General features: G+C 55.1%; 24 protein-coding genes. 21 read left to right on the top strand and 3 right to left on the bottom strand.

The features are described 5' to 3' along the window. Positions 1 to 341 precede the first annotated feature (341 nt). From A7D21_RS26500 to A7D21_RS26560, 13 genes are all read left to right on the top strand, one after another. Positions 342 to 1,472, top strand: a complete 1,131-nt coding sequence (locus A7D21_RS26500; RefSeq protein WP_053255104.1) for a DegT/DnrJ/EryC1/StrS aminotransferase family protein — start codon at positions 342 to 344, stop codon at positions 1,470 to 1,472. 2 nt (positions 1,473 to 1,474) lie between these two features. Beyond that, positions 1,475 to 2,734 (top strand): O-antigen translocase, encoded by a 1,260-nt coding sequence (locus A7D21_RS26505; RefSeq protein WP_069553075.1) that lies wholly within the window; start codon positions 1,475 to 1,477, stop codon positions 2,732 to 2,734. A gap of 13 nt (positions 2,735 to 2,747) precedes the next feature. Next, complete coding sequence (locus A7D21_RS26510) at positions 2,748 to 4,196, top strand: group 1 glycosyl transferase (RefSeq protein WP_141718275.1); 1,449 nt, start codon at positions 2,748 to 2,750, stop codon at positions 4,194 to 4,196. Next, positions 4,193 to 5,428, top strand: a complete 1,236-nt coding sequence (locus tag A7D21_RS26515; protein ID WP_069553077.1) for a hypothetical protein — start codon at positions 4,193 to 4,195, stop codon at positions 5,426 to 5,428. The genes A7D21_RS26510 and A7D21_RS26515 overlap by 4 nt, the downstream gene beginning before the upstream one ends. Further along, positions 5,403 to 6,278 (top strand): hypothetical protein, encoded by an 876-nt coding sequence (locus tag A7D21_RS26520; RefSeq protein ID WP_069553078.1) that lies wholly within the window; start codon positions 5,403 to 5,405, stop codon positions 6,276 to 6,278. The genes A7D21_RS26515 and A7D21_RS26520 overlap by 26 nt, the downstream gene beginning before the upstream one ends. Next, on the top strand, positions 6,278 to 6,967 hold the full coding sequence (locus tag A7D21_RS26525) for a DapH/DapD/GlmU-related protein (RefSeq protein WP_069553079.1): 690 nt from the start codon (positions 6,278 to 6,280) through the stop codon (positions 6,965 to 6,967). Before A7D21_RS26520 ends, A7D21_RS26525 begins: the two co-directional genes overlap by 1 nt. Before the next feature lie 9 nt (positions 6,968 to 6,976). Beyond that, a complete protein-coding gene (locus tag A7D21_RS26530; RefSeq protein ID WP_069553080.1) occupies positions 6,977 to 8,071 on the top strand; it encodes a glycosyltransferase family 4 protein in 1,095 nt (364 codons plus the stop codon). Next, positions 8,061 to 9,167 carry a DUF1972 domain-containing protein gene (locus tag A7D21_RS26535; RefSeq protein ID WP_069553081.1) on the top strand — a complete coding sequence of 369 codons (1,107 nt, stop codon included), beginning with the start codon at positions 8,061 to 8,063 and terminating at the stop codon, positions 9,165 to 9,167. Before A7D21_RS26530 ends, A7D21_RS26535 begins: the two co-directional genes overlap by 11 nt. 2 nt (positions 9,168 to 9,169) lie before the next feature. Continuing rightward, the gene (locus A7D21_RS26540; RefSeq protein WP_069553082.1) at positions 9,170 to 10,180 is read left to right on the top strand and encodes an SDR family oxidoreductase; all 1,011 of its coding nucleotides are present in this window, start codon (positions 9,170 to 9,172) and stop codon (positions 10,178 to 10,180) included. After that, positions 10,173 to 11,279, top strand: coding sequence for an acyltransferase (locus A7D21_RS26545; protein WP_053255113.1), 1,107 nt, complete (start codon positions 10,173 to 10,175; stop codon positions 11,277 to 11,279). The genes A7D21_RS26540 and A7D21_RS26545 overlap by 8 nt, the downstream gene beginning before the upstream one ends. Positions 11,280 to 11,304: 25 nt before the next feature. Next, positions 11,305 to 11,865, top strand: a complete 561-nt coding sequence (locus A7D21_RS26550; protein WP_053255114.1) for a sugar transferase — start codon at positions 11,305 to 11,307, stop codon at positions 11,863 to 11,865. A gap of 116 nt (positions 11,866 to 11,981) precedes the next feature. Then, positions 11,982 to 13,979: a nucleoside-diphosphate sugar epimerase/dehydratase gene (locus tag A7D21_RS26555; RefSeq protein ID WP_171902644.1), complete on the top strand. Its 1,998-nt coding sequence runs from the start codon at positions 11,982 to 11,984 to the stop codon at positions 13,977 to 13,979. 196 nt (positions 13,980 to 14,175) lie between these two features. Then, positions 14,176 to 14,508: a helix-hairpin-helix domain-containing protein gene (locus tag A7D21_RS26560; RefSeq protein WP_053255115.1), complete on the top strand. Its 333-nt coding sequence runs from the start codon at positions 14,176 to 14,178 to the stop codon at positions 14,506 to 14,508. Positions 14,509 to 14,533: 25 nt separating this feature from the next. Here the strand turns inward: A7D21_RS26560 and A7D21_RS26565 are convergent, their stop codons facing one another. Beyond that, the gene (locus A7D21_RS26565) at positions 14,534 to 15,112 is read right to left on the bottom strand and encodes a TetR/AcrR family transcriptional regulator (protein ID WP_053255116.1); all 579 of its coding nucleotides are present in this window, start codon (positions 15,110 to 15,112) and stop codon (positions 14,534 to 14,536) included. Positions 15,113 to 15,245: 133 nt separating this feature from the next. Between A7D21_RS26565 and A7D21_RS26570 the strand changes: the two genes are divergently transcribed. Together A7D21_RS26570 and A7D21_RS26575 are read left to right on the top strand one after the other, a co-directional pair. Continuing rightward, positions 15,246 to 15,890 carry a GntR family transcriptional regulator gene (locus tag A7D21_RS26570; protein ID WP_069553083.1) on the top strand — a complete coding sequence of 215 codons (645 nt, stop codon included), beginning with the start codon at positions 15,246 to 15,248 and terminating at the stop codon, positions 15,888 to 15,890. 15 nt (positions 15,891 to 15,905) lie between these two features. Further along, positions 15,906 to 16,754: a DUF1989 domain-containing protein gene (locus A7D21_RS26575; RefSeq protein ID WP_053255118.1), complete on the top strand. Its 849-nt coding sequence runs from the start codon at positions 15,906 to 15,908 to the stop codon at positions 16,752 to 16,754. Positions 16,755 to 16,762: 8 nt separating this feature from the next. Here A7D21_RS26575 and A7D21_RS26580 read toward each other — a convergent pair whose 3' ends face one another. Then, positions 16,763 to 16,930: a DUF2897 family protein gene (locus tag A7D21_RS26580; RefSeq protein ID WP_064502997.1), complete on the bottom strand. Its 168-nt coding sequence runs from the start codon at positions 16,928 to 16,930 to the stop codon at positions 16,763 to 16,765. A gap of 111 nt (positions 16,931 to 17,041) precedes the next feature. After that, entirely contained in the window at positions 17,042 to 18,406 is a 1,365-nt protein-coding gene (eat, locus tag A7D21_RS26585; RefSeq protein WP_053255119.1) for an ethanolamine permease, read from the bottom strand. A gap of 393 nt (positions 18,407 to 18,799) precedes the next feature. Between eat and kdpF the strand changes: the two genes are divergently transcribed. The 6 genes from kdpF to A7D21_RS26615 all read left to right on the top strand — a co-directional run bounded on the left by kdpF (position 18,800) and on the right by A7D21_RS26615 (position 26,726). Beyond that, positions 18,800 to 18,889 carry a K(+)-transporting ATPase subunit F gene (gene kdpF / locus A7D21_RS26590; RefSeq protein WP_003218754.1) on the top strand — a complete coding sequence of 30 codons (90 nt, stop codon included), beginning with the start codon at positions 18,800 to 18,802 and terminating at the stop codon, positions 18,887 to 18,889. 9 nt (positions 18,890 to 18,898) lie between these two features. Next, positions 18,899 to 20,593, top strand: a complete 1,695-nt coding sequence (gene kdpA / locus A7D21_RS26595; RefSeq protein WP_069553084.1) for a potassium-transporting ATPase subunit KdpA — start codon at positions 18,899 to 18,901, stop codon at positions 20,591 to 20,593. Between the two features lie 12 nt (positions 20,594 to 20,605). Further along, a complete protein-coding gene (gene kdpB, locus A7D21_RS26600; RefSeq protein WP_371850832.1) occupies positions 20,606 to 22,663 on the top strand; it encodes a potassium-transporting ATPase subunit KdpB in 2,058 nt (685 codons plus the stop codon). Between the two features lie 64 nt (positions 22,664 to 22,727). After that, positions 22,728 to 23,273: a potassium-transporting ATPase subunit KdpC gene (gene kdpC / locus A7D21_RS26605; RefSeq protein ID WP_053255122.1), complete on the top strand. Its 546-nt coding sequence runs from the start codon at positions 22,728 to 22,730 to the stop codon at positions 23,271 to 23,273. A gap of 74 nt (positions 23,274 to 23,347) precedes the next feature. Then, positions 23,348 to 25,999 carry a sensor histidine kinase KdpD gene (locus A7D21_RS26610; protein ID WP_069553085.1) on the top strand — a complete coding sequence of 884 codons (2,652 nt, stop codon included), beginning with the start codon at positions 23,348 to 23,350 and terminating at the stop codon, positions 25,997 to 25,999. Positions 26,000 to 26,036: 37 nt separating this feature from the next. After that, positions 26,037 to 26,726, top strand: coding sequence for a response regulator (locus tag A7D21_RS26615; protein WP_053255124.1), 690 nt, complete (start codon positions 26,037 to 26,039; stop codon positions 26,724 to 26,726). The last annotated feature ends 51 nt before the right edge of the window (positions 26,727 to 26,777 follow it).

Here is a 26,777-nt window from a genome sequence, read left to right on the forward strand (position 1 = left end):
CACCCGGCTCGAGGGTGAGTAGCCCGTAAGGCGTGAGTCAAAGACCAGGCTGCTTGGCTCCAGCGGTTACAGCATCGAACCCTGGGTGCTGTCCCGGTAGCGTATTTTGTAGGAAAAGGTTTACGTAAAATTCCACTGGGGTGACAGGAAAAATCTGAATGGTGAAGGACGTGTTTCAGACATGATTATGTTTAAACCTAAAGCGCGTTATTCTTTCCGCCCCGTCTCTAACCGTTAGCAGTGAGGGTGTGGCAGGGAAGCTCTCCTCTACGAAAAAGTGGCGCAGAAGCCGACTTTGCCCCAGGCACCTAATAACGTAGCACCGAAGCCAGGTAATTTTGATGATTCAATTTCTCGATCTAAAATCATTGAACAAGACACTCCGTGAAGAGCTGGTGGACGCTGCCACACGTGTCATTGACTCGGGTTGGTATATTCAGGGCGAGCACCTCAAGCGGTTCGAGGAAGAGTTCGCCGCCTACACGGGCGCGAGCCGCTGTGTTGGCGTAGCCAACGGGCTGGATGCTCTGACATTGACGATTCGCGCTTGGAAAGCGCTGGGAAAGCTCAAGGATCACGATGAGGTGATTGTCCCAGCTAATACTTATATCGCGACACTGTTGGCCGTTACGGAAAATAATCTGAAACCGATTTTGGTCGAGCCTGACGAGGATACCTATAACCTTTGCCCCAAGAACGTTGAGCGCGCGCTGACAGAAAAAACTCGATTGATCCTGCCGGTCCATCTCTATGGGCAGTTGGCCGATATGCCCGCAATCAACGCAATCGCCAAGCGTGAGAATCTGCTGGTGCTGGAAGACTCTGCTCAGGCGCATGGCGCTCAGATCGAGGGTAAGTGTGCGGGTAACTGGGGGGATGCATCAGGGTTCAGCTTCTACCCAGGTAAAAACCTGGGGGCGTTGGGTGATGCCGGGGCCATTACTTCCAGTGATGCTGACTTGGTCAGCATGATTCAGGCATTACGAAACTACGGTTCACATGAAAAGTACAAAAACCTCGTCCAGGGCGTGAATAGCCGGCTGGATGAGATTCAAGCTGCCATGTTGAGCGTCAAACTCAAATACCTGGAGGCCCAGACCGAAGCGCGTCGACGTGTGGCGGCCACCTATATGGCCGGAATAAACAACCCTTCGATCAAGTTGCCCCTGGGTGGTGACGTTGACGTGATGAGCCACACCGCACATGTTTGGCACCTGTTTGTCGTGCGCTCTGAGCAGCGTGAAAAGCTGCAATCTCATCTTACTGCGTCCGGCGTTCAAACATTAATTCACTACCCGATCCCGCCTCATCAGCAACAGGCCTATGTGGGTGCTGATTTTTATAATAAATCGTTTCCCCTTACCGAGCGTATTCATCAGGAAGTCTTGAGCCTGCCGATGAGCCCGGTCATGACGGATGCCGAGATGCAGGGTGTTATTGAAGCCTGTAACAGCTTTTCTGCAGAAGCCTGAATATGACACTGCTTAAAACAAGCTTTCTCAACGGCATTGCTGTAGTGATTAAAATGCTCACTTTGTTGGGCATCAATAAAATGTTGGCCATCTATGTGGGGCCCTCTGGATACGCAGCGCTGGGCCAGTTCCAAAACGCAGTGCAGATGGTGACCACCTTCTCAACGGGCGCCATCAGTACCGGCGTGACAAAATACACCGCTGAATATCAAGACGATGAGGGCGCGCAGCACTGCGTATGGCGCACGGCGGGTACGATTGCTTGTGTTGGCTCCGTGTTGACTTCCATCCTTATTATTCTATTCAGTAAACCCCTGGCGGTATGGTGTTTTAACGACGAATCGCTCTACAGCGTTTTTATCTGGTGCGCGGCTACGCTTATCTTTTTTTCATTCAATACACTGCTGCTTGCGATCCTTAACGGCAAAAAGGAAATCAATCGATACATTCTCGCAAACATCGGAGGAAGCGTTCTTTCGCTTTTAGTCATTATCGTCATGGTGACTCAGTTTGGCTTGTACGGCGCACTGATTTCGTTGGTGTTGTATCAGTCAATCGCTTTTTTTGTGACATGCCTGCTGTGCTACAGAACACCGTGGTTTCGTTTGTCGAATCTGTTTGGAAAACTGGATAAACAAGTCGCGATAAATTTGACCAAATTTACTGCAATGGCGCTCACGACAGCGGCCTGCGTGCCGGTTAGTCATATCCTGGTGCGGAACTATCTGGGCTTGGAATTTGGCTGGGAAACAGCGGGGTACTGGGAGGCCATGTGGCGTTTAAGTACGGCTTATCTATTGCTGGTGACCACAACGCTCGGGTTGTATTTTCTACCCAGGTTGTCCGAGTTGGTCGACCCTCAGGAGATTAAGAGAGAGATTATCCAAGGCTACAAATTGATTTTGCCTGTTGCCATGGTCTGTGGTTTGGTTATCTATCTTTTAAGAGATTTCATAATCGGTCTGCTGTTCACCGGCGCGTTTAGCCCGATGAGAGATTTTTTTGCCTGGCAGATGCTCGGTGACACGCTGAAGATTGCCAGTTGGATACTTGCCTACCTGATGTTGGGCAAGGCAATGGTGAAGATGTATATCCTTACGGAAGTGTTTTTTTCACTCGGGTTCTACCTGTTGACCGTCGCACTGACGAAGGTAGGCGGCCCTGTCGGGGTGACGTGGGCACATGCGCTTAACTACGGGGTGTACTGGCTAGTCATGTATTTTCTTATTTACAGAAAATTAAATAAAAATAACGCTGGGTGAGGACGTTTTGACCATGAGTGGCTTGCTATCTTCAATCCGCGACATGATTTTAGCGCAAGAAGACGTTAACAAGAGTGTCGAATTGTCTGAGGTGTATGGGGCAATACTCTGGGCGGTTGATAAAGGTATATATGACGACCCCGAGCTTGAAGACCTGTTAACCGCGCGGTGCACGGATGTATTGCCAAACAATAGTGGTCACACACCTTCAAAAGATTGTATTCATCTGATTTCTGAGCCCTATCTGATCGGTGGTCATACTCGACTGATGGAGCAGCTTTCCACGATGCACCGGGAAAAACCGGATCTGCTGATAACTCGGCAAAGTGATGAGAAAGCGATTGAGCGTACCCGCGGGTTTTTTGACACGTGTACGGTTATAGGCGCTTATACACCTGTGGAGAAAATCGCTGCAATCGTAGAATCGCTTAAATCGTACCGTCGGATTGTTTTGCATATTCATCCGGATGACATGATTTCTGTTATTGCATGCAAAATAGTGAAGAGTTTTACGCAGGCTAAGGTCTTTTTCGTCAATCACGCAGATCACGTGTTCACCTACGGCAGTTCGGTGGCGGACGTGTACTTTGAACTTAGTACATTCGGTCGACGCCGGGATATGAAGAAGACAATCAGCGGGCAGAAGTCGTTTCTGGGGATTCCGCTGACAAGTACCCTCGTCACAAAGACTCACCGCTTGCCTGGCAAACAGGATGCGTTAAATTTTTTCAGCGCAGCATCTCCATTCAAGTTTAAGCCGGTCAAGCACTATGATCTGAGACCCGCCATCCACAGAGTGCTTTCTGAATTTAAACACTCGACATTCTGGATTGTCGGCGCCAGCCCGCTTACAAATTTCTGGTGGTGGCCGTTAAAGCTCAGGTACTGGAGCCGATTCAAGATATTATCGTCTGTGCCCTACGAAAGTTATTTAAAGCTTTTAGAGTCAGCGGATTTTTACGTTGATAGTTATCCTACCCCGGGGGGAACCGCGTTTGCGGAGCAACTCTTTAAAGGCCGTCGGTGTGTTGGGCTGCGCGCCCCCGTACAAGGTTATTCGCCTGCGGATAATTTAAAAGATGAAAGTGTCGATGATTTTATTGCGAGCATTCTACATCGCCAGAACGGTAGCGAAATTATACAGTCGGTGTTGGCCGTTAATGGTTATGAGGCAGTTAAATCCCGTTATCAAGCGTGCCTGTATGACGGCGTTATGTGTGCGAATGAGATGGAGGCGTACGTCACATGGACTGGGGATATAGCCGTCTACCAGCAGGCGGGGAAAATAACCACGGCGATTCCACCGGCGGTCGTGTCTAGATTAATTGATTTTGATAAGCGTTTTTTACCGGCATTGTTTTTTGAACTCAGTGCCACACAAAAAGTTAAGGTTGCCCTCAAATTAGCTTGTTTAAAGCTTAAGAGGCAGGGTGGCAAAGAAAATAGGCCGGGTAAAGTATGAGTGCGTTAGGCCTGCGCTTTTTTTTAATAATGCTGATGCTGTCAGATTACGTTATTTTAACGCTCCACGCTCCCAGCGTTGTGGGCGCTTGGCGTGAAGGCGCCGCACTGCTTTATATTCTATTGATGGTGTTGATTGCATTTTTTTATGCAGGTACTCGCTTTTCGCTTCCGAGTAGATATAAAACGCCGTTGCTGTTGGTTTTATTCTTTTTAGTGTTCTATTGCGTGTGCGGTGATTTTACAGAGGCGTCCTTTCGGATGTTTCGATCATTTGCTATGCCGGTGCTCTTTGCATTGGCGGTGAATGCGGTGTGTATGGGGTTAACGCTTGAGACTAAGTTGCGTGTTATATTTTCTACACTGGTGGTGATGACTTTTATTTCAGGCGGGTATGCGTTGTATCAATATCAGACGATCAGTGACCCGGAGCAGTTCTGGTACTGGCCGTTGCTGTCTGAGAAAGGATTTACATTGGAGACCTATAACTCCATGAGGGACGGCAATCCCAGGATGTCCGGATTTTTTACCGGTACTCTGGAGTTTTCAGCATTTATTTTGAATACCGCACTGTTTACGCTGTGCCTGCTTGTGCAGACGATCAGGAAAAGATCTTACGATTCAAGGTTTTTGTTATATACGGTGGTCGCAATTTTTTCGACCGTGCTGATCACTTATGGATCGGTGAGAACCTCTGCTATTGGCATGATATCGGCCGTCCTCTTCCTGGCGGTGTTACAGTTGTTTCGCCGAAAGCTATTCATCAGTTTGCTAGGGTATGGTTATTTCCTGTCGGTGACGGGTTCTATATTTTTATACCTCGCGCTGGGGTATACGGAGGATCTGTCGGCTCTTGACAGGGTTCGTCAATGGTATGTGGTTCTTGGATCCCTTAACACGATGCCGCTTGGGTTGGGGTTCGGAGCGATCGGGCCGGGGCAGTTGCACTGGTTTGATTCGCTGTGGCTGAATCTTCTCGCATCTTCGGGTTATCTGGGGGTGGCGATCATGATGGGGTTGATCTGCTTTTACAGTAAGGTCGTCGCGATCACTCAAGCGATGCGTGTTGGCGGTGATGTGTTCATGAGGGGAGTGGCCGATTACCTGGTCATCAGTTATCCATTTTTTCTGAGCAGCTTTTTTTTCCAGTCTTACACTAACAGTGTTGTGCTGTATCTTTTTGCGCTAATTATAGTGGTGGTAATGGATGAGTCTAAATATCGTGCACGCTAAGCTTTCGATATTGATTGTGCTTTATAAGAGGCATTATAAAGACTCGGCTGCTATCACGACGTTGCTGAACAATCGCGTGCGCTTTCAGGCGCACGGCATTTCTGTTGATTTTTATGTGTGGAACAATACGCCGTCTTGCTCGCCCGCATTATCGAGCGAACGTTTAACCTGGCTTGAGGGTGATAATGATGGTTTGCCACATGTCTATAATCGCGTAGCCGATATGGCCTTTACTAACGGTGCTACGCATTTCATGATTTCCGACGATGATACAGACTATGCCAGTCAGGATTATGTCGATGCACTCTCTACTGCGCTTAAATATGAGGCCACCTCAGCGCCGCACTCGTTCGGGGTTATGCTCCCTAAAATCTACTCCCGAGAAACACTGATCAGCCCAGGCCGACGCGTGTGGTTTTTCGGCCGCTTGTCCGAGCAAGTTGATAGCGGTATGAACGCCTCGGTTAACAAGCTCGCTATCAACAGTGGCGTAATATTCAACAAGTCATGCTATGAAAGAATGTCGCCGCTTTTTGATGAGCGCCTCAAGTTCTACGCGACGGACACTGCGTTTTTTGTCAGATACGAGTCCTATTATTCGCACTTCTATGTACTGGACACTGTTCTACAACACGATCTTTCCGAGCATACGTCGGACAGCGCCGAGCGGGCTGTTTTTCGTTTTCAGGAAATGATCCGCGGCTTTCGAGTGATCTTTGAGCGCAGGGGGTATCTCTTTCACTGTGTGATGGAGGTGTATTTGCTAGTGGCCTCGCTTAGAAAGAGTCTCTCGTATAAAAGTACAGGTTTTTTGCGTTCCTACATTTCGTCTTTTAGAGGAGAGAAATAATGCTGATCGAACTGGTTGAGTTTCTTTCTCTTAAAATAAGGAAGCGGGGTATCAAAATTGATACACGCATTCCGGACGGTTATCTTTTAAAATTGGTTTTTTCGAAAGTGTGCATGGCCATCAATGGTTTCTTCATCTTCAGGAGACGTTCAGTCATTCTTGTGGGAAAAAATGTTACCGTGAAAGCCCGATCAATGATTACAGCGGGTAAGGGACTCATGATCGATGACGGCTGTTTTATCGACGCGTTAGCGATCAAAGGTATCGTTTTTGGGCGAGGGGTTTCCTTAAAGAAAAATGTTACCATCGAGTGTACCGGCAGCTTGACTAAATTGGGTGAGGGGCTTTCGATTGGCAACGATGTCGGTATCGGAAGTGGTAGCTTTTTGGGCTGCGCCGGGGGCATTACTATTGGGCATGACACAATCATCGGAAACTACGTCTCCTTTCACTCGGAGAATCATAATTTTTCTGATACCACCCAGCCTATTAGACTTCAGGGCGTCAATAACGAAGGGATCCAGATCGGCAATAATTGCTGGATAGGTGCCAAGGTGACCGTGCTGGACGGTGTGGTTCTTGAGGACGGTTGTGTTGTTGCGGCAGGCGCTGTTTTGAAAGCTGGACGATATGCGGCTAACTCGATTTACGCGGGTGTTCCGGCAAAGCGCATAAAAGAACGCAGCTAAGGACGTGTCGTGAAGAAGATAATATTTTTCCATTTGCTGAATGACTATAGCGGGAGCCCGAAGGTTCTTTCGCAGGTTATTGAGACGGTTTCAAGCGAGGGCGCTGACGTCGAATTGTTTTTGGGTGGGAAGGGCGGCGATGGCTTCCTTTCTTCTGCGCCGTGTGTGCAACGACGCTATTTTTACAAACGTTTCGAAAGCAAATATTTGACGTTATTGAGTTACAGCCTTTCACAGCTGATTTTGTTTTTTAAATTAATGAGTTACCGTAAGTCTTCAACGGTTTTTTACGTCAATACACTGCTTCCGTTTGGTGCGGCGTTGGCGGGAAAGTTACTGGGTATTAAGGTTTATTATCACATTCATGAGACGTCGATCCGCCCAAAGCCGCTAAAGCTTTTCTTGCGGTGGGTGGTTGCAAAGTGCTCAAGTAAAAATATTTTCGTTTCGCATTTTCTAGCGAATGCCGAGTGTTTTCCTGCGGTAGAAAGTCAGGTGATTTATAATGCGATCCCACAGGGTATGGCACGTATTGCTGCGCATCACACGTATCATACTCAACCCAGTGAACAGTTCAGTGTGTTGATGATTTGTTCTCTAAAGGCCTATAAGGGTGTCGGTGAGTTTATACAAGTTGCAAGCATGTTGACGCATAACAAAAGACTTGAATTTACCTTGGTGCTGGGCGCAGAGGATACTGAAGTAGCTGAGTACTTTTCGGGGATAAGCTGTCCTGGAAACCTGACTATTGTTTCACGGTGTGAGGATGTCGTTCCTTATTATCAGAAGGCGAATGTTTTGCTTAGTCTTTCGAAACCGAAAGAATGGGTGGAGACATTTGGACTGACTATCCTCGAGGCGCTTTCATTTGGAGTGCCTTGTATTGTCCCTCCGGTGGGTGGGCCTGTCGAACTGGTAACGGATGGCAAGGAAGGATATTTAATGGATTCAAGTCAGGTTGAGGAAATTTCCGCTCGAGTGGAATTTCTTCAGAAGAATCCTGAAGTGTGCGTTCGCTTGTCTGAAGCTGCAAAATTAAAGTCGCTTAGTTTCTCAGTTGATAACTTTGAAAGTGGTGTGCTTGGGGTATTTAATGAGCGTTAAATTAGCAGTTATCGGTACGGTCGGTCTCCCGGCGCAGTACGGTGGATGGGAGACGTTATCAGAACAATTGATAACGTATCTGGATCAAGTGTACGACATTTCGGTGTATTGCAGCTCGACGTCGTACGCGTCCCGGCCGGCGAAATATCGTAACGCCAACTTGGTTTACGTTCCGCTGAAAGCTAACGGCGTGCAAAGTATTCCCTATGACATCATCAGTATGCTGCATGCCTATAGGAAAAATGACGTACTGGTGATACTCGGGGTTTCCGGCTGCATCGCACTTCCTTTTTTAAAGATGCTGACCAAGAAGAGAATTGTTGTCAATATTGACGGCTATGAATGGAAACGTGCCAAGTGGTCATTTCTGGCTAAGAAATTTTTGAAGTTTTCAGAAGCGGTGGCGGTTAAATATTCAGATGCCATCGTCACGGATAACAAAGTTCTTCAGGATTATGTGCGTAACGAATACGGGCGTGAGAGCACACTCATCGCCTATGGTGGCGATCAGGCCAAAACCAGCGTGCTGGCCGAGTCGGATCTGCAGCGTTACCCTTTCCTTTGTAAACCCTATGCGTTCTCCGTCTGCAGGATTGAGCCTGAAAATAATATTCATATCATCATTGAAGCCTTTAGCACCAGCGGGTTGCCGTTGGTGATCGTGGGTAATTGGAAACACAGTGAGTACGGCAAAGCGCTACAGGATAAATATTCGGGCATGACGCACCTGCACTTACTCGACCCTATTTACAACGGTGATGAGCTCAGCCCGTTGCGCAGCAATGCCACTGTGTATATTCATGGCCACAGCGCCGGTGGAACCAACCCATCGTTGGTTGAGGCGATGTGGTTGAGCTTGCCTGTCATTGCTTTCGATGTGTCGTTCAACCGCGCTTCTACCGAAGACTGCGCAAAGTTCTTTTCGTCCAGTCAGGCATTGATCGAGAGTGCCGCCAGCCTTTTCGCCAATGAAGCTGAACGTGCGCAATTGAGTGAAAAGATGCACGAGATTGCGACGCGTCGTTATCGTTGGGAAGGTGTCTCTTCTCAATATGATAAGTTGTTCAAATCGCTACTTTCAGCTGATAAGGCTTGAATATGTTGGATGATGCACGCCTCCACCCTGTTCCAGACACACCAAAAATACTGCTCACGGGGGCGACCGGCTTCGTAGGGCGTTCAGTGCTCAATGCGCTGGTCGATGGTAAGTATCCGGTTGTCAGCGTCACCCGTAAAAGGCGTGTTCCCCCCGTGCCTGGTGTGCAGGAGTTTATTGTCGGGTCGCTGACGGACGATATCGACTGGCAGGTCCCATTATTGGGAGTCGACGTCGTCATACACTCCGCAGGTCGTGCGCACGTCATGAATGAAACGCATAGCAACCCGTTGCAGGCGTTTCGTGAGGTCAATGTGGACGCGACGCTCAAGCTTGCCCAGCAGGCAGCCGATGCGGGTGTAAAACGGTTTATTTTTATCAGCTCGATCAAAGTGAACGGCGAAGAGACCCCAGCTCACACTGCGTTTACCTCGCGGGATATTCCGGCGCCGCTTGACGACTACGGTGTGTCCAAGCTGGAAGCCGAACAGGCGCTTCTGGCGCTGGCGGGGCGAACCTCGATGGACGTCGTGATAATCAGGCCTGTTCTTGTGTATGGCCCAGGTGTGAAGGCGAACTTTGAACGCATGCTTTCGATCGTGAACAAGAAACTGCCGCTGCCTTTTCGTACTATTGATAACCGTCGAAGCCTGGTTTTCATTGATAACCTGGTGGATTTGATTTGTGTGTGCATCAAGCACCCGCAAGCAGCAAATCAGGTGTTTCTGGTCAGCGACGATAATGATTTATCTATTGGGCAGATTCTAGAAAAACTGGCCATAGCCATGAATAAGTCGTCACGCGTTTTTTCATTTCCCTATTTTCTTTTAAACGCTGCGGCAACCTTGGTGGGTAAACAGGCGTTTTTGCAGCGGCTGTGCGGGTCTCTCCAAGTGGACATTACTGATACGCGCGAGCGCTTGGGTTGGGCCCCTCCCGTCAGCATTGATGAGGCATTTGCTATCACGGCCCGACATTATCTAGCCCAACAAAGTGGAACATCGCATGGGTAACCTGGCCGAACTGCTTAAGTCGAGGGATAATAATTTCAATTTTATCCGAATGGTCGCGGCGTTCTTCGTACTGGTTTCTCATTCTTACCCGCTCTCTCGTGGCGCGGCTGAAACCGAGCCGTTGATGGCGCAACTCGGGATAACGCTGGGCGGATTAGGCGTATTCACCTTTTTTTGTATTTCGGGATTTTTTATATCGCTGAGTTACGAGCGTTCAAAGACAAAGATTGACTTTGTTGTTGCGAGGTTTTTACGTTTGTATCCTGGGCTTTTAGTTGTGCTGCTGTTAAGTGCGTGGGTGGTCGGTCCCCTGTTCACTGAACTCAGTCTGCACGATTATTTCTCCGCCAAGGAGGTGCATAGGTATATTACCGGGAACTTGAAGTTGAAGGATATTCAGTTTCAGTTGCCTGGCCTGTTTCAGGATAACCCTTACCCCGGTATCAATGGTTCTCTGTGGACGTTATATTATGAAGTTTTGCTGTATGCGATGGTGTTTGCACTCGGCGTCGTCGGTTGTTTGACACGTCTGCGCCGGGTCTCGGTATTTTTTGCAGTGTATTTTTTGTTTTATGTTGTTTTTAACGTGCTGCAAAAAAACGAATACATGGTCTTCGGTTTCCAGTTGCGTAGCTGGGTGCAGTGGAGTTTCGCGTTTGTAATCGGCATGTTCTTGTACGCCTACCGATTTAAGATTCAGTTGAACATCTGGTACCTGGCGCTGGGGTGGGTGGCGGCCCTGTGTCTCTACAGGACGCCTGTGTTTGTCGAGGTGTTCGTGGTGGCGTGGAGTTACTCTGTGTTCTTCGTCGCCTTTAACACACAGTGGTTTGCACGGCAGTACAATAAACTGGGTGATTACTCGTACGGTTTGTATATCTATGCCTTTCCCACTCAAGAGATTCTGGCTCATCTCTACAAAGGGATATCCCCTGCGCAGATGATTATCCTGGCATTACCTGTTGCTCTTGTTCCTGCTGTGCTTTCTTGGCACGTGATCGAGCAACCCTGCATTTTGCGCAAGAAAGAGATTGCGTCCAGACTGTCTCAGGCCTGTGCGAAGCTGTCCGGAAAGTTTGCCAAGTATTCACCTAAATAGTTTTGAATGATAAGGTTGGTGGGAAATGAAGCGTTTTTTTGATCTTGTGCTGAGCCTGGTCGCTTTGCTCATACTGCTGATTCCGATTGTGCTTGTCACCCTGGCAGTAAAGTTGACGTCAAAAGGGCCCGCACTTTATTGGTCGGACCGGGTAGGCGTGAATAATGTACTGTTCAGGATGCCGAAGTTTCGCTCGATGCGTACAGGCACACCGGCAGTCGCTACGCATCTACTCCTGGACCCTTCCCAATACTTAACGCCTATTGGCAACTTTCTACGTAAATCCAGTTTGGACGAGTTGCCTCAACTGTGGAGTATTATTGTTGGCGATATGAGTTTTGTCGGGCCCAGGCCAGCGCTGTTTAATCAAGCGGACCTCATTGAGTTACGAACCCAGCAAGGCGTGCACCTCATTCCGCCAGGCCTCACTGGATGGGCGCAGGTTAATGGACGGGACGAACTGCCGATTCCGGTCAAGGTTGACTATGATGCTTATTACGCGAAAAATATGAGCGTTCTTTTCGATCTGAAAATCTTGTTTTTGACCGCCATGAAGGTAATCAAGCGCGACGGTGTTTCCCATTAATTGCATCGCGTTGCGTGATTGGCCTGTTTAGGTTAGCGGTGTACAGTGTGTTTTTTGTACTGCGTTTATCGCGCAGTCAAAAAATTTTGATCTAACGCATGGGCGGTAGGTGAGTCATGATAAACCGGTTGCGTGCTTGGCTATTGAAGCTACCTCGTCATCAAAAACGACTGATACAGGTATTGGCGGACGTTGTACTGGTTTCTTTAGCGCTGTGGATAGCGTTTTTAGTCCGTCTCGGAATCGACGAGATGATCAACCCGGTCAGAATGCATCTGTGGTTGTTCTTAGCCGCGCCGGTGGTTGCCATTCCGTTGTTCATTCGCTTTGGCATGTACCGTGCTGTTATGCGCTATTTTGGCAACGACGCACTCGTCGCCATTATCAAAGCCGTCAGCCTTTCGGCTTTGATTCTGGGTGTGGTCGTCTACTGGTATAGCAATCATCAGAACGTCGTGCCGCGGTCCATTATCTTTAACTACTGGTGGTTAAGCTTGATTATGGTCGGCGGTTTGCGCCTGACCATGCGTCAGTACTTCCTCGGCGATTGGTTTGCAGCGGGCCAGCACGTACCATTTACCAGCCGTGAGGATGGCCTGCCGCGGGTGGCGATTTATGGTGCGGGGTCCGCCGGCAACCAGTTGGTCGCGGCACTTCGCATGGGGCGTGTGATGCGCCCGGTTGCGTTCATTGACGACGATGACACCATCTCGGAACGCGTCATTTCCGGCCTTCAGGTTTACAAGCCCAAGCATATCCAACGGATGATCGACGCTACCGGTGCTCAAGAAATCCTCCTGGCACTGCCTTCCTCCAACCGCGGCCGGCGTCGTGAGATTCTTGGTTTTCTTGAGGGGTTTCCGTTACACGTGCGCAGCGTCCCGGGGTTTATGGACCTCGCCAGTGGACGGGTCAAGGTTGATGATATTCAGGAGGTCGATATTGCTGACTTGCTGGGTCGTGATTCGGTCCCCGCACAAGCTGATTTGCTTGAGCATTGCATCAAGGGGCAGAGCGTCCTTGTGACCGGGGCCGGTGGCTCGATAGGTTCAGAGCTCTGCCGGCAAATCCTGGAGTTGAAGCCCAAAACCCTGCTGTTGTTTGAACACAGCGAATTCAACCTCTACAGCATTCTGTCTGAGTTGGAACAGCGCATTACTCGAAAATCGTTGCCGGTAAAACTGCTGCCTATCCTGGGGTCAGTGCGTGACCCTTCAAAGCTGCTGGATGTGATGAAAGCGTGGCGGGTCGACACGGTTTACCACGCTGCTGCCTACAAGCATGTGCCGATTGTCGAGCACAATATCGCAGAGGGAGTGCTGAACAATGTCATCGGCACACTCAATGCGGCTCAGGCGGCCGTCCAGGCCGGGGCCTCGAATTTTGTGCTGATTTCCACGGATAAGGCGGTGCGTCCGACTAACGTCATGGGCAGCACCAAGCGTCTTGCCGAGTTGACGCTTCAGGCACTCAGCCGCGAACTTGCACCGGTGTTGTTCGGTGATAAGTCCAACGTTTCCCGCGTGAATAAAACCCGGTTCACGATGGTTCGATTTGGCAATGTATTGGGCTCTTCCGGCTCGGTGATTCCGCTGTTTCACAAGCAGATAAAGTCCGGTGGGCCGCTGACCGTCACGCACCCCAAAATCACCCGCTACTTCATGACCATTCCTGAAGCTGCTCAGTTGGTCATACAAGCCGGTTCAATGGGCCTGGGCGGCGACGTGTTCGTGCTGGACATGGGCGAACCGGTAAAAATAGTCGAACTCGCGGAAAAGATGATCCACTTGTCAGGGCTGAGTGTGCGTTCCGACAAGAACCCTCATGGTGACATTGCCATTGAGTTTTCCGGGTTGCGACCGGGAGAAAAGCTTTACGAGGAATTGCTGATTGGGGACAACGTCGTCGCGACGCAACATCCGATGATCATGAGTGCCAATGAAGATTATCTGCCTTGGGAGACTCTAAAGCTCAAGCTCTCCGAATTGCTTGCGGCGGTGGATCAGGACGATTTCAGCCGTGTTCGCCAGTTGTTGCGGGACACCGTCAGCGGTTACACGCCGGACGGGGAAATCGTCGATTGGATCTACCAGCAGCGCCGACTTGAGCCGTGAGATCAACGGTTACATAACCGCTGATACCGTTCAAAGCGGGCGCGCCACCAGCGCTGAGTCAGGCCCGCTGGCCGTTGAGGAATATGAAACACACTCTGTAACCCAGTCACTTTTGACTCTCTCCCAACATCACCTAAGTTAGGAAGGCAGCTTCGGAAAGCTGCTTTTCTTTTATTGATGTCATGGAGCGTCACCAATGCAAAAAACCTCTATCTCTTCCCTGATCTTTGCCTTCCTCGCGAGCATCTCCGTAGCGGCCACGGCTGCCCCGTCTGTCAAAACCGAAGCTCCCGCCCCGATCGCTGCACAGATGACCAAGGTTGAGCAATCTGCCCAGGTCAACCTGAACGCTGCCGATGCGGAAACCCTGCGCCGCGACCTGTTTGGTATTGGCGCCGCCAAGGCGAAGGCGATCATCGCGTATCGTGAAAGTAATGGCCCCTTCACGGCGGTGGATGAGTTGCTGGAAGTAAAAGGTATCGGTAAGGCGTTGCTGGAGAAGAACCGCGACAGGCTGGTGGTCAACTAAGGGACATTATTGTAAAAAAGGCCGGTCAGTGACCGGCCTTTTCTTGCTCTACAACCTGCGCTTTCAATGTGGTGCGCACCACATTCAAGATCCGGGTTGCCAACGCTGCACTTTCGACACTCCTGGCCAGTACCAGCGCGCCTACCAGTGTCGACATCAGCATCAGGCTTTGCTCATCGGCATCCGCGTTTCCCAAGGCCGCTTCGACTTGCTTCAACCGAGCCCCAAGCACCGCATCCGTGGTCGGGCTAGGCTGGCCTCTTTGGCCCAGTTCCGAAGACATGGTCGGTAGCGGGCAACCTTGCTCCGGTGAGGTCTGGTGCCATTCAGACAGGTAGCTGTCTATGAATGCATCCAGCGGCCGTTCCTGATTGAACAGCGCTTCGCAATGCGCATCCAGTTCTGCAGCAGTCGCCTGCAGGGCTTTTTCCACCAGTTCATCCTTGGATTTGAAATGCGCATAGAACCCGCCGTGCGTCAGGTTCAAAGCTTTCATCAAGGGTTGCAGCCCGGTGGCCCCAATCCCGTCGCGGCGAAAGCGTACGGAGGCTTCCTTGATGATGCGTTGGTGAGTCTGGGCTTTATGGTCTGCTGAATAACGCATAGGACTGCCTCGGGAGCGAGCGCGTATTTTAACGAAGTTGAACCTATTTACCCATCCGAACTAGGTGCATCTGCATTGGCATGAAAAGTGATTACATTTGGTTCAGTGATTGTTCAACAATCTTGAGGTGGTCATGGCGCTTAGTTTGTCTTTAGCCGATCAGATTGCGCTCGAATTGCGTGCTGACATTATGGGTGGACGCCTGTTGCCTGGAATGGCGCTGGTCGAGGTAGATCTGGTCAAGGCTTATAACGCTTCGCGTAATACGATCCGCGAAGCGCTGCACCGTTTGGGGCAGGAGGGCCTCACCCGCTATGTACGCAATAAAGGGGTGATGGTTCGGCGGCTGGAGCGCGATGAAGTGCGTGACCTGTTCGTCGTACGTCGCACCCTGGAATTACAGGCCATCGCCCACAGCCGCGCGCTGACGCACGACCAGGCCGAGCGTATGCAAAGCGCCATAGAGGCCACCACGCTGGCCCGGGAACGTGAAGACTGGCGCGCGGTGGCGACTCACAGCCTGGTGTTCCACCAGCAGATTGTCGCGCTGATGCGCAGCCCATTGTTCGATGAGTTTTTCGCCCAGGTCATTGCCCAGCTGCGCCTGGCGTTCTGCGCTGCTCCCGATGAGCAACGCTTCCAGTCACCCTGGCTGGAGCGAGACCGAGAGATTTACGCGTTATTGGTCCAAGGCGATAAACCAGCGGCAGGCATAGCGATGAGCGTGTACCTGGAGGATTCGGAACGACTGTCATTGGCCCTGTTTACCCAACCCTGATTGAGGAACCGCATCATGTACAAAGACTATCCGGCCGCTTATCAGGTCAGCAAAGGCTCGGCGCTGCAAGTGGACACAGCGTTCTACGAACGTATTCGCGAACAGGCGGATAAACGTACGCTGGTCGAGCAGTTTGAGGTGCCGATTCGCACGGGGAGGGCGTGGAAGGTGCCGGCCGGGCACGTGTTCCGTGTCACCACCCCGGTGGGCCCGCAGGTAGGCGACTTCAATGTGTGGAACGCCAATGACCCGCGCGAACGGTTATGGGCAGCGCGCACGCGGCAGTTGCAAGGTGCTCATGTCAGTACCCATGACCGGTTGTGGTCGAACCTGCCTTTTCTGCGGCCCTTGGTGACCATCACCGATGACAGCCTGGCGGGCTATGGCATTGATGAACATGGTGGGCGCCTGCACGATTTGCTCGGTACGCGCTGTGATCCGTATGTGAACCGTATGCTGACCGGCGAAGATTTCCATCACCATTGCCACTCCAACTTGACTCGAGCTGTGTTGCCCCACGGCCTGACGGAGTTCGACGTGCACGACGTGCTGAATATTTTCCAGTGCACGGGCCTCAATCATGACGACATGTACTTCATGAAAGCCTGCCCGGCGCAGAAGGGCGATTACCTGGAGTTTTTTGCCGAGATCGATTTGTTGTGTGCGCTGTCGACGTGCCCTGGCGGCGATCTGTCGTTGCCGATGTGGGGGCCGGACGCGCAAGACCCGCTGACGGTGTGTCGTCCATTGGGTGTTGAGGTTTATCGTTTGGAGGATGAGCTGCTCAAGGGCTGGCGCCAGCCCGAACGTGCGGCCTATAAAGGCCAGCACGGGTTGCAGATTGCCAAGGCGGACTGGGAGTAGCTCAGGATTCAGCGATCTTGCGCATCCTTGGCATCCGCCTGCGCGTTGCGATCGGCTACGCGTTTGCGTTGTTCGTCGGTGAGTTCCACCTTGTTGGCGCTGTCACGCAGCATCAGCAGCCCACCGACGATCGATCCGATCGCTACCACTAAAATCAACCACGCATACCACGGCATAAGGCTCTCCTTGAGACGGACTACCGTGGGAGAATTTTCCCACGGTAATAACTGCTTTGAGTAACAGGCTTTCTTAGTAGTTCATTGTAGGCCTGTTCCGTCCCGTTAACCTTAGAGCCCTGTCAGCATTGCATCCGCCGGTGCATCGGCGCGGTCTTGTGCGGTCAGCTGGAAGTAGATGAACCCTACGGCCATAAAGCCTAAAAAGATCAGTCCGATCAGTGCGTTGAACCACGCCATGGCCACCAGGCACACCATCGCCAGCACCAGCGCGATGCCCGGCACGATCGGATAACCCGGTGCGCGAAACGTGCGTTCCAGCAGCGGTTCAGTCTTACGCAGCTTGAACAGGCTGAGCATGCTCATGATGTACATCACAATGGCACCGAACACGGCCATGGTAATCATCGCTGCCGTCAGCGTCATACCGCCCAGGTTGATGAGGCCGTCGCTGTAGATGGCGGCGATACCGACCACGCCACCGGCAATGATTGCGCGGTGCGGCGTTTGAAAACGCGACAATTTGGCAAGGAAAGACGGCAGGTAACCGGCACGGGCCAGGGCAAAGAACTGGCGCGAATAACCGAGGATGATGCCGTGGAAGCTGGCGACCAGGCCGAACAGGCCGATCCACACCAGCATATGCAGCCAGCCGGAGCTGTCACCCACCACGGATTTCATGGCTTGCGGCAACGGGTCGTTGATGTTCGACAGGGTGCGCCAGTCGCCCACGCCGCCGGCGAAGAACATTACGCCCATGGCCAGGATTACCAGGGTCAGAATGCCGCTGATGTAGGCCTTGGGAATGGTGCGCTTGGGATCTTTCGCTTCCTCGGCAGCCATGGCCGCGCCTTCGATGGCGAGGAAGAACCAGATGGCGAAAGGAATGGCTGCAAACATCCCGGCAATCGCTGGAGCACCAAAGGTGTCAGAACCGGCCCAGCCATTGAGGGCGAAGTTGCTGAAGCTGAACGCCGGCGCGACCACCCCCATAAACACCAACAATTCCGCGACGGCGAGCACGCATACCACCAGTTCGAAAGTCGCCGCGAGTTTCACCCCGAGAATGTTCAGGCCCATGAACACGAGGTAAGCCCCGACCGCTGCATGTTTTGGGTCGAGTGCCGGAAACTGCACATTCAAGTAGGCGCCGATAGCCAAGGCAATGGCGGGCGGTGCGAAGACAAATTCGATCAATGTCGCGAGCCCGGCGATCAAGCCACCTTTCTCACCAAACGCGCGACGGCTGTAGGCAAACGGGCCACCCGCATGAGGAATCGCGGTAGTCAGCTCGGTAAAGCTGAATATAAAGCAGGTGTACATGGCGGCGACCATCAACGACGTCACCAGAAAGCCCAGCGTACCGGCCACGCCCCAGCCGTAGCTCCAGCCAAAGTATTCGCCGGAAATCACCAGCCCGACCGCAATACCCCACAAATGCAAGGTGCCCAAGGTGGGTTTGAGTTGTGTGTTCATCGTGTAGCGCTCCCTGAACGGTTTGGAATGATTCAGGGTGTTGCAGCGGCCATGCCATTGTGCGATGCGGTGTCGTAAAGACGCCGAACTGTCGCCGAGGAGATCGTTTGGCGTTTGAAAATTTCTGTCATTGCACCAGTTAAGGGCGGTGGTGGTTGAACTGCCGCCATCGCGGGCAAGCCCGGCTCCCACTTGGGGTTGTGGTCAACTGTGGGCGCCGGGCTTGCCTGCGATGAGGCCGCAACCGTCAAAACACGCCCCTGTAAACCGCGCATAAACCCACTCTTTACGCCGTCTTTACGGCCTGACCGTACCCTCGCTCTCGTTCCTTTACGCCACTCCTGCCGACAATTGACCCACACGCGGCAATCGCCGCAAAACGGAGAGACTTCCATGAGCGTTCTGGACGGGGTGTCACTGCTATTGGCCGTGGCACTGTTCATTTATCTGCTGGTTGCGCTGTTACGCGCGGATCGGAACTAGGAGCAGGCTATGCACAGTTATGACTATTGGCTGATCATCGCCTTCTTTGCCGTGGTACTGGTGCCGGCACCGTTCCTGGGGCGGTTCTACTACAAGGTGATGGAGGGCCAGCGCACCTGGCTGTCGCCGGTTCTCGGCCCTGTCGAGCGGGTGTGCTATCGCCTGTCGGGCGTGGACGAGCATCAGGAACAGAGCTGGCAGAAATACACGCTGGCGTTGCTGGCGTTCAACCTGGCTGGCTTTGTGTTGCTATTCGCGATCTTGCTGTTCCAGGACGTGCTCCCCCTGAACCCGCAGAAATTGCCGGGTCAGGAATGGACATTGGCCTTCAATACGGCGGTCAGTTTCATGACCAACACCAACTGGCAGAACTACAGCGGTGAAGCCTCGCTGAGCTACCTCAGCCAGATGGTCGGCCTCACCGTGCAGAACTTCGTCAGCGCGGCCACCGGTCTGGCGGTCCTTGTCGCCCTGTGCCGTGGGATCGGTCGCAAATCCACCAAGACGTTGGGCAACTTCTGGGTCGACATGACCCGCGCCACCCTCTACGGCCTGCTGCCGATGTGCCTGGTGTTCGCGCTGTTCCTGGTCTGGCAGGGCGTCCCGCAAACCTTCGCTCACTATGTGAACGCCGTGACCCTGCAAGGCGTTGACCAGGTGATCCCGCTGGGCCCTGCGGCCAGCCAGATTGCGATCAAGCAGTTGGGCACCAACGGTGGCGGCTTCTTCGGTGTCAACTCGGCACACCCGTTTGAGAACCCGACTGCCTGGGCCAACCTGTTCGAGTTGTCGGCGATCATCCTGATCCCGGTGGCACTGGTGTTCACCTTCGGCCACTACGTGAAAGACCTGCGCCAGAGCCGGGCGATTCTCGGTTGCATGCTGGCCCTGTTCCTGATCGGCGGCGCGACCTCGCTGTGGGCCGAATACCAGCCGAATCCGACCCTGAACAATCCCGCTGTGGAACAAACCGCGCCGCTGGAAGGTAAAGAAGTCCGCTTCGGCACCACCGCCACGGTGTTGTGGTCGGTCACCACCACGGCGGCGTCCAATGGTTCGGTCAACGGCATGCACGACAGCCTCAACCCGCTGAGCGGGATGGTGGCGCTGGTTAACATGATGGTCGGCGAAGTGATCTTCGGCGGCGTCGGTGCCGGTATGTACGGCATGCTGCTCAACGTGTTGATCGCCGTGTTCCTCGCCGGCCTGATGATTGGCCGCACCCCGGAATACCTCGGCAAGAAGCTCCAGGCCAAGGAAGTGCAGTTGTTGGTGGTGACCTTGCTGGTGATGCCGATCGGCACCCTGGTACTGGGCGCCATCGCCGCCAGCCTGCCGGGTCCGGCGGGGGCTATCAGTAACTCTGGCCCGCACGGTTTCAGTCAATTGTTGTATGCCTACACCTCGGCGAGTGCCAACAACGGCTCGGCGTTCGGCGGCTTCAGTGCCAACACCACGTTCCACAACCTGATGATGGGTCTGGGGATGTTGATCGGCCGCTTCGGCTACATCCTCCCGGTACTGGCCCTGGCCGGCAGCCTGGCGATGAAGAAGACCGCGCCGATTGGCCAGAACAGCTTCCCGACCCACGGCCCGCTGTTCGTGACCCTGTTGACCGTGACCATTTTGCTGGTGGGCGGCCTGACCTTCCTGCCGACGCTGGCACTGGGCCCAATTGCTGAACATCTGAGCATGGGCTTCTAAGGGGATATGAAAATGAATATGCCTGCAAAAAATGCCGCTCCCGTGAACACTCAGGAGTCGCCAAAAACCGCCATGTCAGCCCTGTGGCGCCCGGCGCTGGTCCAGGCTTTCGTCAAGCTCGACCCACGCCAACTGCAACGCTCGCCAGTGATGCTGGTGGTCGAATTGACCGCCATGCTGACCACCGTGCTGTGCTTCGTGCCTGACACCGCGGTGCCGACCTTCGTCGCCGTGCAAATCGCCGTGTGGTTGTGGTTCACCGTGCTGTTCGCCAACTTCGCCGAAGCCCTGGCCGAAGGCCGCGGCAAAGCCCGCGCCGACAGCCTTAAAGCCGGCAGCGAAGGCCTCAGTGCGCGCCGCAAGGAAGCCGACGGCAGCTTCAAGGTCGTACCGGCCACCAGCCTGCGTAAAGGCGACGTGGTACGCGTTGCCGCCGGGGAAATGATCCCCGGTGATGGCGAGGTCATCGAAGGTATCGCCGCAGTCAACGAAGCGGCAATTACCGGCGAATCCGCCCCGGTGATCCGCGAGTCCGGCGGTGACCGTTCGGCCGTCACCGGCAATACACGCCTGGTGTCGGACTGGCTGCTGGTGCGCATCACCGTCAACCCGGGCGAGTCCACACTGGACCGCATGATCGCCCTGGTGGAAGGCGCCAAGCGCCAGAAGACCCCTAACGAAGTCGCGCTGGATATCCTGCTGATCGGCCTGACGTTGATCTTCCTGCTGGTGGTGGTCACGCTGCAGCCGTTCGCCCACTTCGCCAATGGCAACCTGCCGCTGGTGTTCCTGGTCGCACTGCTGGTGACGCTGATTCCTACCACCATCGGCGGCCTGTTATCAGCCATCGGTATTGCCGGTATGGACCGCCTGGTGCGCCTCAACGTGATCGCCAAGTCCGGACGTGCGGTGGAAGCGGCAGGTGACGTGCATGTGTTGCTGTTGGACAAGACCGGCACCATCACCTTCGGTAACCGTCGCTGTGCCGCAGTAATCGCTGCGCCCGGCGTCAGTGGCCGTGAGTTGGCCGAAGGTGCGTTGCTGGCCTCCCTGGCGGATGACACGGCAGAAGGTAAATCCATCGTCGAATACCTGCGTGCCTTGCACCCTCAGGCCGAGCCGACACTGGATCAACTGACCTCTGTGCCGTTCAGTGCTGAAACGCGCCTGTCCGGTGTCGACTATCAGGGCCGGGTGTACCGTAAAGGCGCCGTCGATTCGCTGCTGGCATTTATCGGCCAGCCACGTCGCGACCTGCAACCGGCGCTGTCACGGGAAATCGACAAGATCGCCCAGAGCGGCGGTACCCCATTGCTGGTGTGCGCCGATGGCAAATTGCTCGGTGCGATCCATCTCAAAGACGTGGTCAAACCCGGCATCCGCGAACGTTTTGCCGAGCTGCGCAAACTCGGGATCCGTACCGTGATGGTGACGGGCGACAACCCGTTGACCGCTGCCGCGATTGCCGCTGAAGCCGGCGTGGATGACGTGCTGGCTGAAGCCACCCCGGAGAAAAAACTCGCACGCATTCGTCATGAGCAAAATGACGGTCGCCTGGTCGCCATGTGCGGCGACGGTGCCAACGATGCCCCGGCACTGGCCCAGGCGGACGTCGGCATGGCAATGAACGATGGCACCCAGGCGGCGCGTGAAGCGGCGAACATGGTTGACCTCGACAGCGACCCGACCAAATTGCTGGATGTGGTGCAGATCGGCAAAGAGTTGCTGGTGACGCGCGGCGCGTTGACGACCTTTTCCATCGCCAACGACGTGGCCAAATACTTCGCGATCCTGCCGGCGCTGTTCGCCTCGATCTACCCGCAACTGGGCGTGCTCAACGTGATGCACTTGCAGAGCCCGCAGAGCGCGATTCTCTCGGCCATCGTGTTCAACGCCCTGATTATCGTGGTGCTGATTCCCCTGGCGTTGCGCGGTGTGCGCGTACAGGCAGCGAGTGCGGCGGCGTTGCTGCGTCGCAACCTGCTGATCTACGGGCTGGGCGGGATCCTGGTGCCATTCGTGGGCATCAAGGCGATCGACATGCTGCTGACGGCGCTGCACCTGGTTTGACCCGATTCCTGTGGGGGCCAGGCTGGCGCCCACAGGTTGCAATGACTCACGTGAGGAATTTGAAATGTCCACCATGATCCGCCCGGCCCTGAGCCTGCTGGTACTCATGACCCTGATCACCGGCGTCGCTTACCCACTGGTCGTGACCGGTGTCGCGCAAGTCGCCTTTCCTGCTCAGGCCAACGGCAGCCTGGTGCGTGATGCCGACGGCAAAGTGCGCGGCTCAAGCCTGATTGCCCAGGACTTTACCGGTGACGGCTGGTTCCATCCGCGCCCATCGGCGGGCGCGTTCGCGACGGTTTCCAGCAGCGCGAGTAACCTCGCCCCAAGCAACCCGGCATTGGCAACGCGCATCTTTGATGATGCCAACAAACAGTTGGTGGCAGGGCAGGGGCCGGTGCCTCTTGCCTCACTAACTACCTCCGGCAGCGGTCTTGATCCACACTTGCCACCCGCGGCGATTGCCTATCAACTGGCGCGTGTGGCAGCTGCGCGGAATGTGCCGGTGGCGACCCTGCAACGCTTGCTCGATGAGCACATCGAAAGCCCGCTGGTAGGGCCGCCGGTGGTCAACGTATTGGCGCTGAACATGGCGCTGGAAAAACTCTGAATTCCGTGTGGGAGCGAGCACGCCCGCTCCCACACTGGATGTTCAGTGACTTGAATACCTGAAGGAACCCAAGCATGAGCGACTCCGGCCGCGCCGATGCCCTGTTAGCCGACCTGCCACGGGACGGCCGTGGCCGGCTCAAAGTCTTTCTCGGCGCCGCGCCGGGTGTGGGCAAGACCTACGCCATGCTTCAGGCCGCGCACACCCAACTGCGCCAGGGCGTGCGCCTGGTCGCCGGGGTGGTTGAAACCCATGGCCGTGCCGAGACCGAAGCGTTGCTCAGCGGCCTGCCGCAACAACCGTTGCTGCGCAGTGAATACCGCGGTGTGATGCTCGAAGAAATGGACCTCGACGGCCTGCTCGCGGCCAAGCCCAAACTGGTGCTGGTCGACGAACTGGCCCACAGCAACGCTCCCGGCAGCCGCCATGAAAAACGTTGGCAAGACATTCAGGAGCTGCTCGCCGCCGGCATCAACGTGTTCACCACGGTCAACGTCCAGCACCTGGAGAGCCTCAATGACCAGGTGCGCGGCATCACCGGCGTGCAAGTGCGCGAAACCCTGCCGGACTGGGTGCTGCAAGAAGCTGACGAACTGTTGCTGATCGACCTGCCATCGCGCGAGCTGCTTGAACGCCTGCGCGACGGCAAGGTGTATGTACCGGAACAGGCTCGCGCGGCCATTGATGCGTTTTTCACCCAGACCAACCTCATGGCCTTGCGCGAGTTGGCCATGCAGACCGCCGCCGCCCACGTCGATGACGATTTGGCCCAGGGTTATCGGCAACTCGGCCAGGCCGCGCCGGCGGTCCGTGGCCGCTTGCTGGTCGGGATCGATGGCGATGCGCAGGCCGAGCGCCTGGTGCGCCACGCCAGCCGTGTCGCCCAGCGTCGGCATTTGCCGTGGAGCCTGGTGCATATCGATAACGGCCGTGCGCGGGATGAGCAATCGCGCCTGCGGTTGCAAAACGCGCAGCAACTCGCCGAGCGGCTTGGCGGGGAAGTGGTGCTGCTGCGGGCGGGGGAGGTGGCGAAGACACTGATTCAACATGCTGCCGAACGCCGCGCCAGCCTGCTATTGGTCGGGCAGTCGCGTATGCGCTGGCGGCGTCGTTTGTTCGGCGGCGGGCTGGCGGCGCGCCTGCTGCGCAATGCGCGTGGCTTGGAAATCAACGTCCTCGACAGCGATGACATGCCCGCGCCCCCACGCCTGCCGGATGTGCGTGGGTTGGTGTGGTTCGACTACGGCCTGGCGGTAGTCGCGACCGTGGTGGCGGCGGCGTTGGCCTGGGCGGTCGCCAGCGTGTTGCCGTTGCCGAATATCTCCCTGGTGTTTCTCGCGGCGGTATTGCTGGTCGGTGTGCGCAGCAGCCTCGGGCCGTCGCTGGTGTGCGCGGCGCTGTCGTTCCTGACCTATGACTTTCTGTTTATCCCGCCGAGTTTCTCCTTCGCTATCCAGCGTGAAGAGGACGTGTTGACCCTGCTGTTTTTCCTGCTGATGGCCGCGTTGACCGGCAACCTGGCCGCGCGCCAGCGTCGGCAGCTACAGGCCTTGCGGGATACTCAGGAAGAAACCAGCGAGCTGCTCGACCTGTCGCGCAAACTCACCGCCGCCACCGACCGCCAGGCGGTAATCAGTGCGGCGGCCCATCATTTGGAAGGCTGGAGCGATCTGGACCTGTGCCTGGTCAATCGCGACGGCCAGGGCGGCTGGAAGGTCGAGACGGGTTCGCCGTTGAACCTCACGGAGTCCGAACGCGCCGCCGCCGACTGGGCCTGGCAGCATGATCAACCGGCCGGCATGGGCACCGGCACGTTGCCGTTTGGGCGCTGGTGGTGGTGGCCGCTGTCGGGTGAGGAGGGGCCTTTGGGCCTGCTCGGTGTGAGCCCCAAGCCGGGCCTGGAATTGAGCGGCCAACGCCGTCGCCTGCTGACGGCACTGAGCCAACCGTTGGCGCAGGCCTTGGCACGTGCGCAATTGGCACAGGAGCTGGAGTCCGCGCGCCTGCACGGCGAGACCGAGCAACTGCGCAGCGCCTTGCTGGCGTCGGTGTCCCACGATTTGCGCACACCGTTGACGTCCATGCGTGGCAGCATCGACAGCCTGTTGGCCCTCGGGGAGGCCATTCCCCTGGAAGATCGCCGCGAATTGCTCGAAGGCACGCGCGATGAAGCCGAGCGCCTGGACCGCTATATCCAGAACCTGTTGGACATGACGCGCCTGGGCCACGGCGCACTCAAGCTGGCGCGTGATTGGGTCTCGCCCGGTGATATCGTCGGCAGTGCACTGGGCCGTTTACGCGCGGTGCTGGCGCCGTTGCAGGTGAAAACCGAGGTGCCGGCGGAGTTGCCGTTGCTGTACGTGCACGCTGCGTTGATCGAGCAAGCGCTGGTCAATGTGCTGGAAAACGCCGCGCGTTTCTCTCCGCCCCAGGGACATTTGGAGGTGACTGCTGGTGTGGTGGACAACCAGCTGTTTTTTGCGGTGGCCGATGAGGGCCCCGGCATTCCCGAAGACGAGCGCGCGAAGATTTTCGATATGTTCTACACCGCCGCCCGCGGTGATCGTGGCGGGCAGGGCACCGGCCTGGGCCTGGCGATCTGCCAGGGCATGGTCGGCGCCCACGGTGGCCGTATCAGCGTCGCCGAGGGCATTGAAGGGCGGGGCACCTGCATCACTTTGTTCCTGCCATTGCCGACACAGCCTGGCCTGGAACGCGAGCCTTGAGCTACCCTCTTTTCTCCACGGATTTTGATTGGACACCATGAGCCAGACCGCGACGATTTTAGTCATTGATGACGAACCGCAGATCCGCAAATTCTTGCGGATCAGCCTGGCCTCCCAGGGCTACAAGGTGATCGAGGCCGGCACCGGCAACGAAGGCCTGGCCCAAGCGGCATTGAGCAAACCGGATTTGCTGGTGCTCGACCTTGGCTTGCCCGACATGGACGGCCAGCAAGTGTTGCGCGAGTTTCGCGAGTGGTCGACGGTGCCGGTGTTGGTGCTGTCGGTGCGCGCCAGTGAAGTGCAGAAAGTCGAAGCCCTCGATAGCGGCGCCAATGACTACGTGACTAAACCCTTCGGGATCCAGGAGTTTCTCGCCCGCGTGCGCGCATTGCTGCGTCAGGCACCGGCGGGAGAAGCCCAGGAAGCCGCCTTGAGTTTCGGCCCGTTGACGGTGGACCTGGCCTATCGCCGCGTGTTGCTGGACGGCGTCGAAGTCGCGCTGACCCGCAAGGAGTATGCGGTGCTGGCGCAATTGGCGCGGCATCCTGGGCGGGTGATTACCCAGCAGCAACTGCTCAAGGATATCTGGGGGCCGACTCACACCGAAGACAGCCACTATCTGCGCATCGTCGTCGGCCACTTGCGCCAGAAGCTCGCGGACGACCCGACTCAGCCGCGGTTTATTGTGACCGAGGCGGGTGTGGGGTATCGGTTGTTAAATGCCTGAGTTGAGCGGCGCCTGAACTGGCTCCTTCGCGAGCCAGCCCGCTCCCACATT

The organism is Pseudomonas sp. AP19 (genome assembly GCF_001728855.1).
GTDB classification, from domain to species: domain Bacteria; phylum Pseudomonadota; class Gammaproteobacteria; order Pseudomonadales; family Pseudomonadaceae; genus Aquipseudomonas; species Aquipseudomonas fluorescens.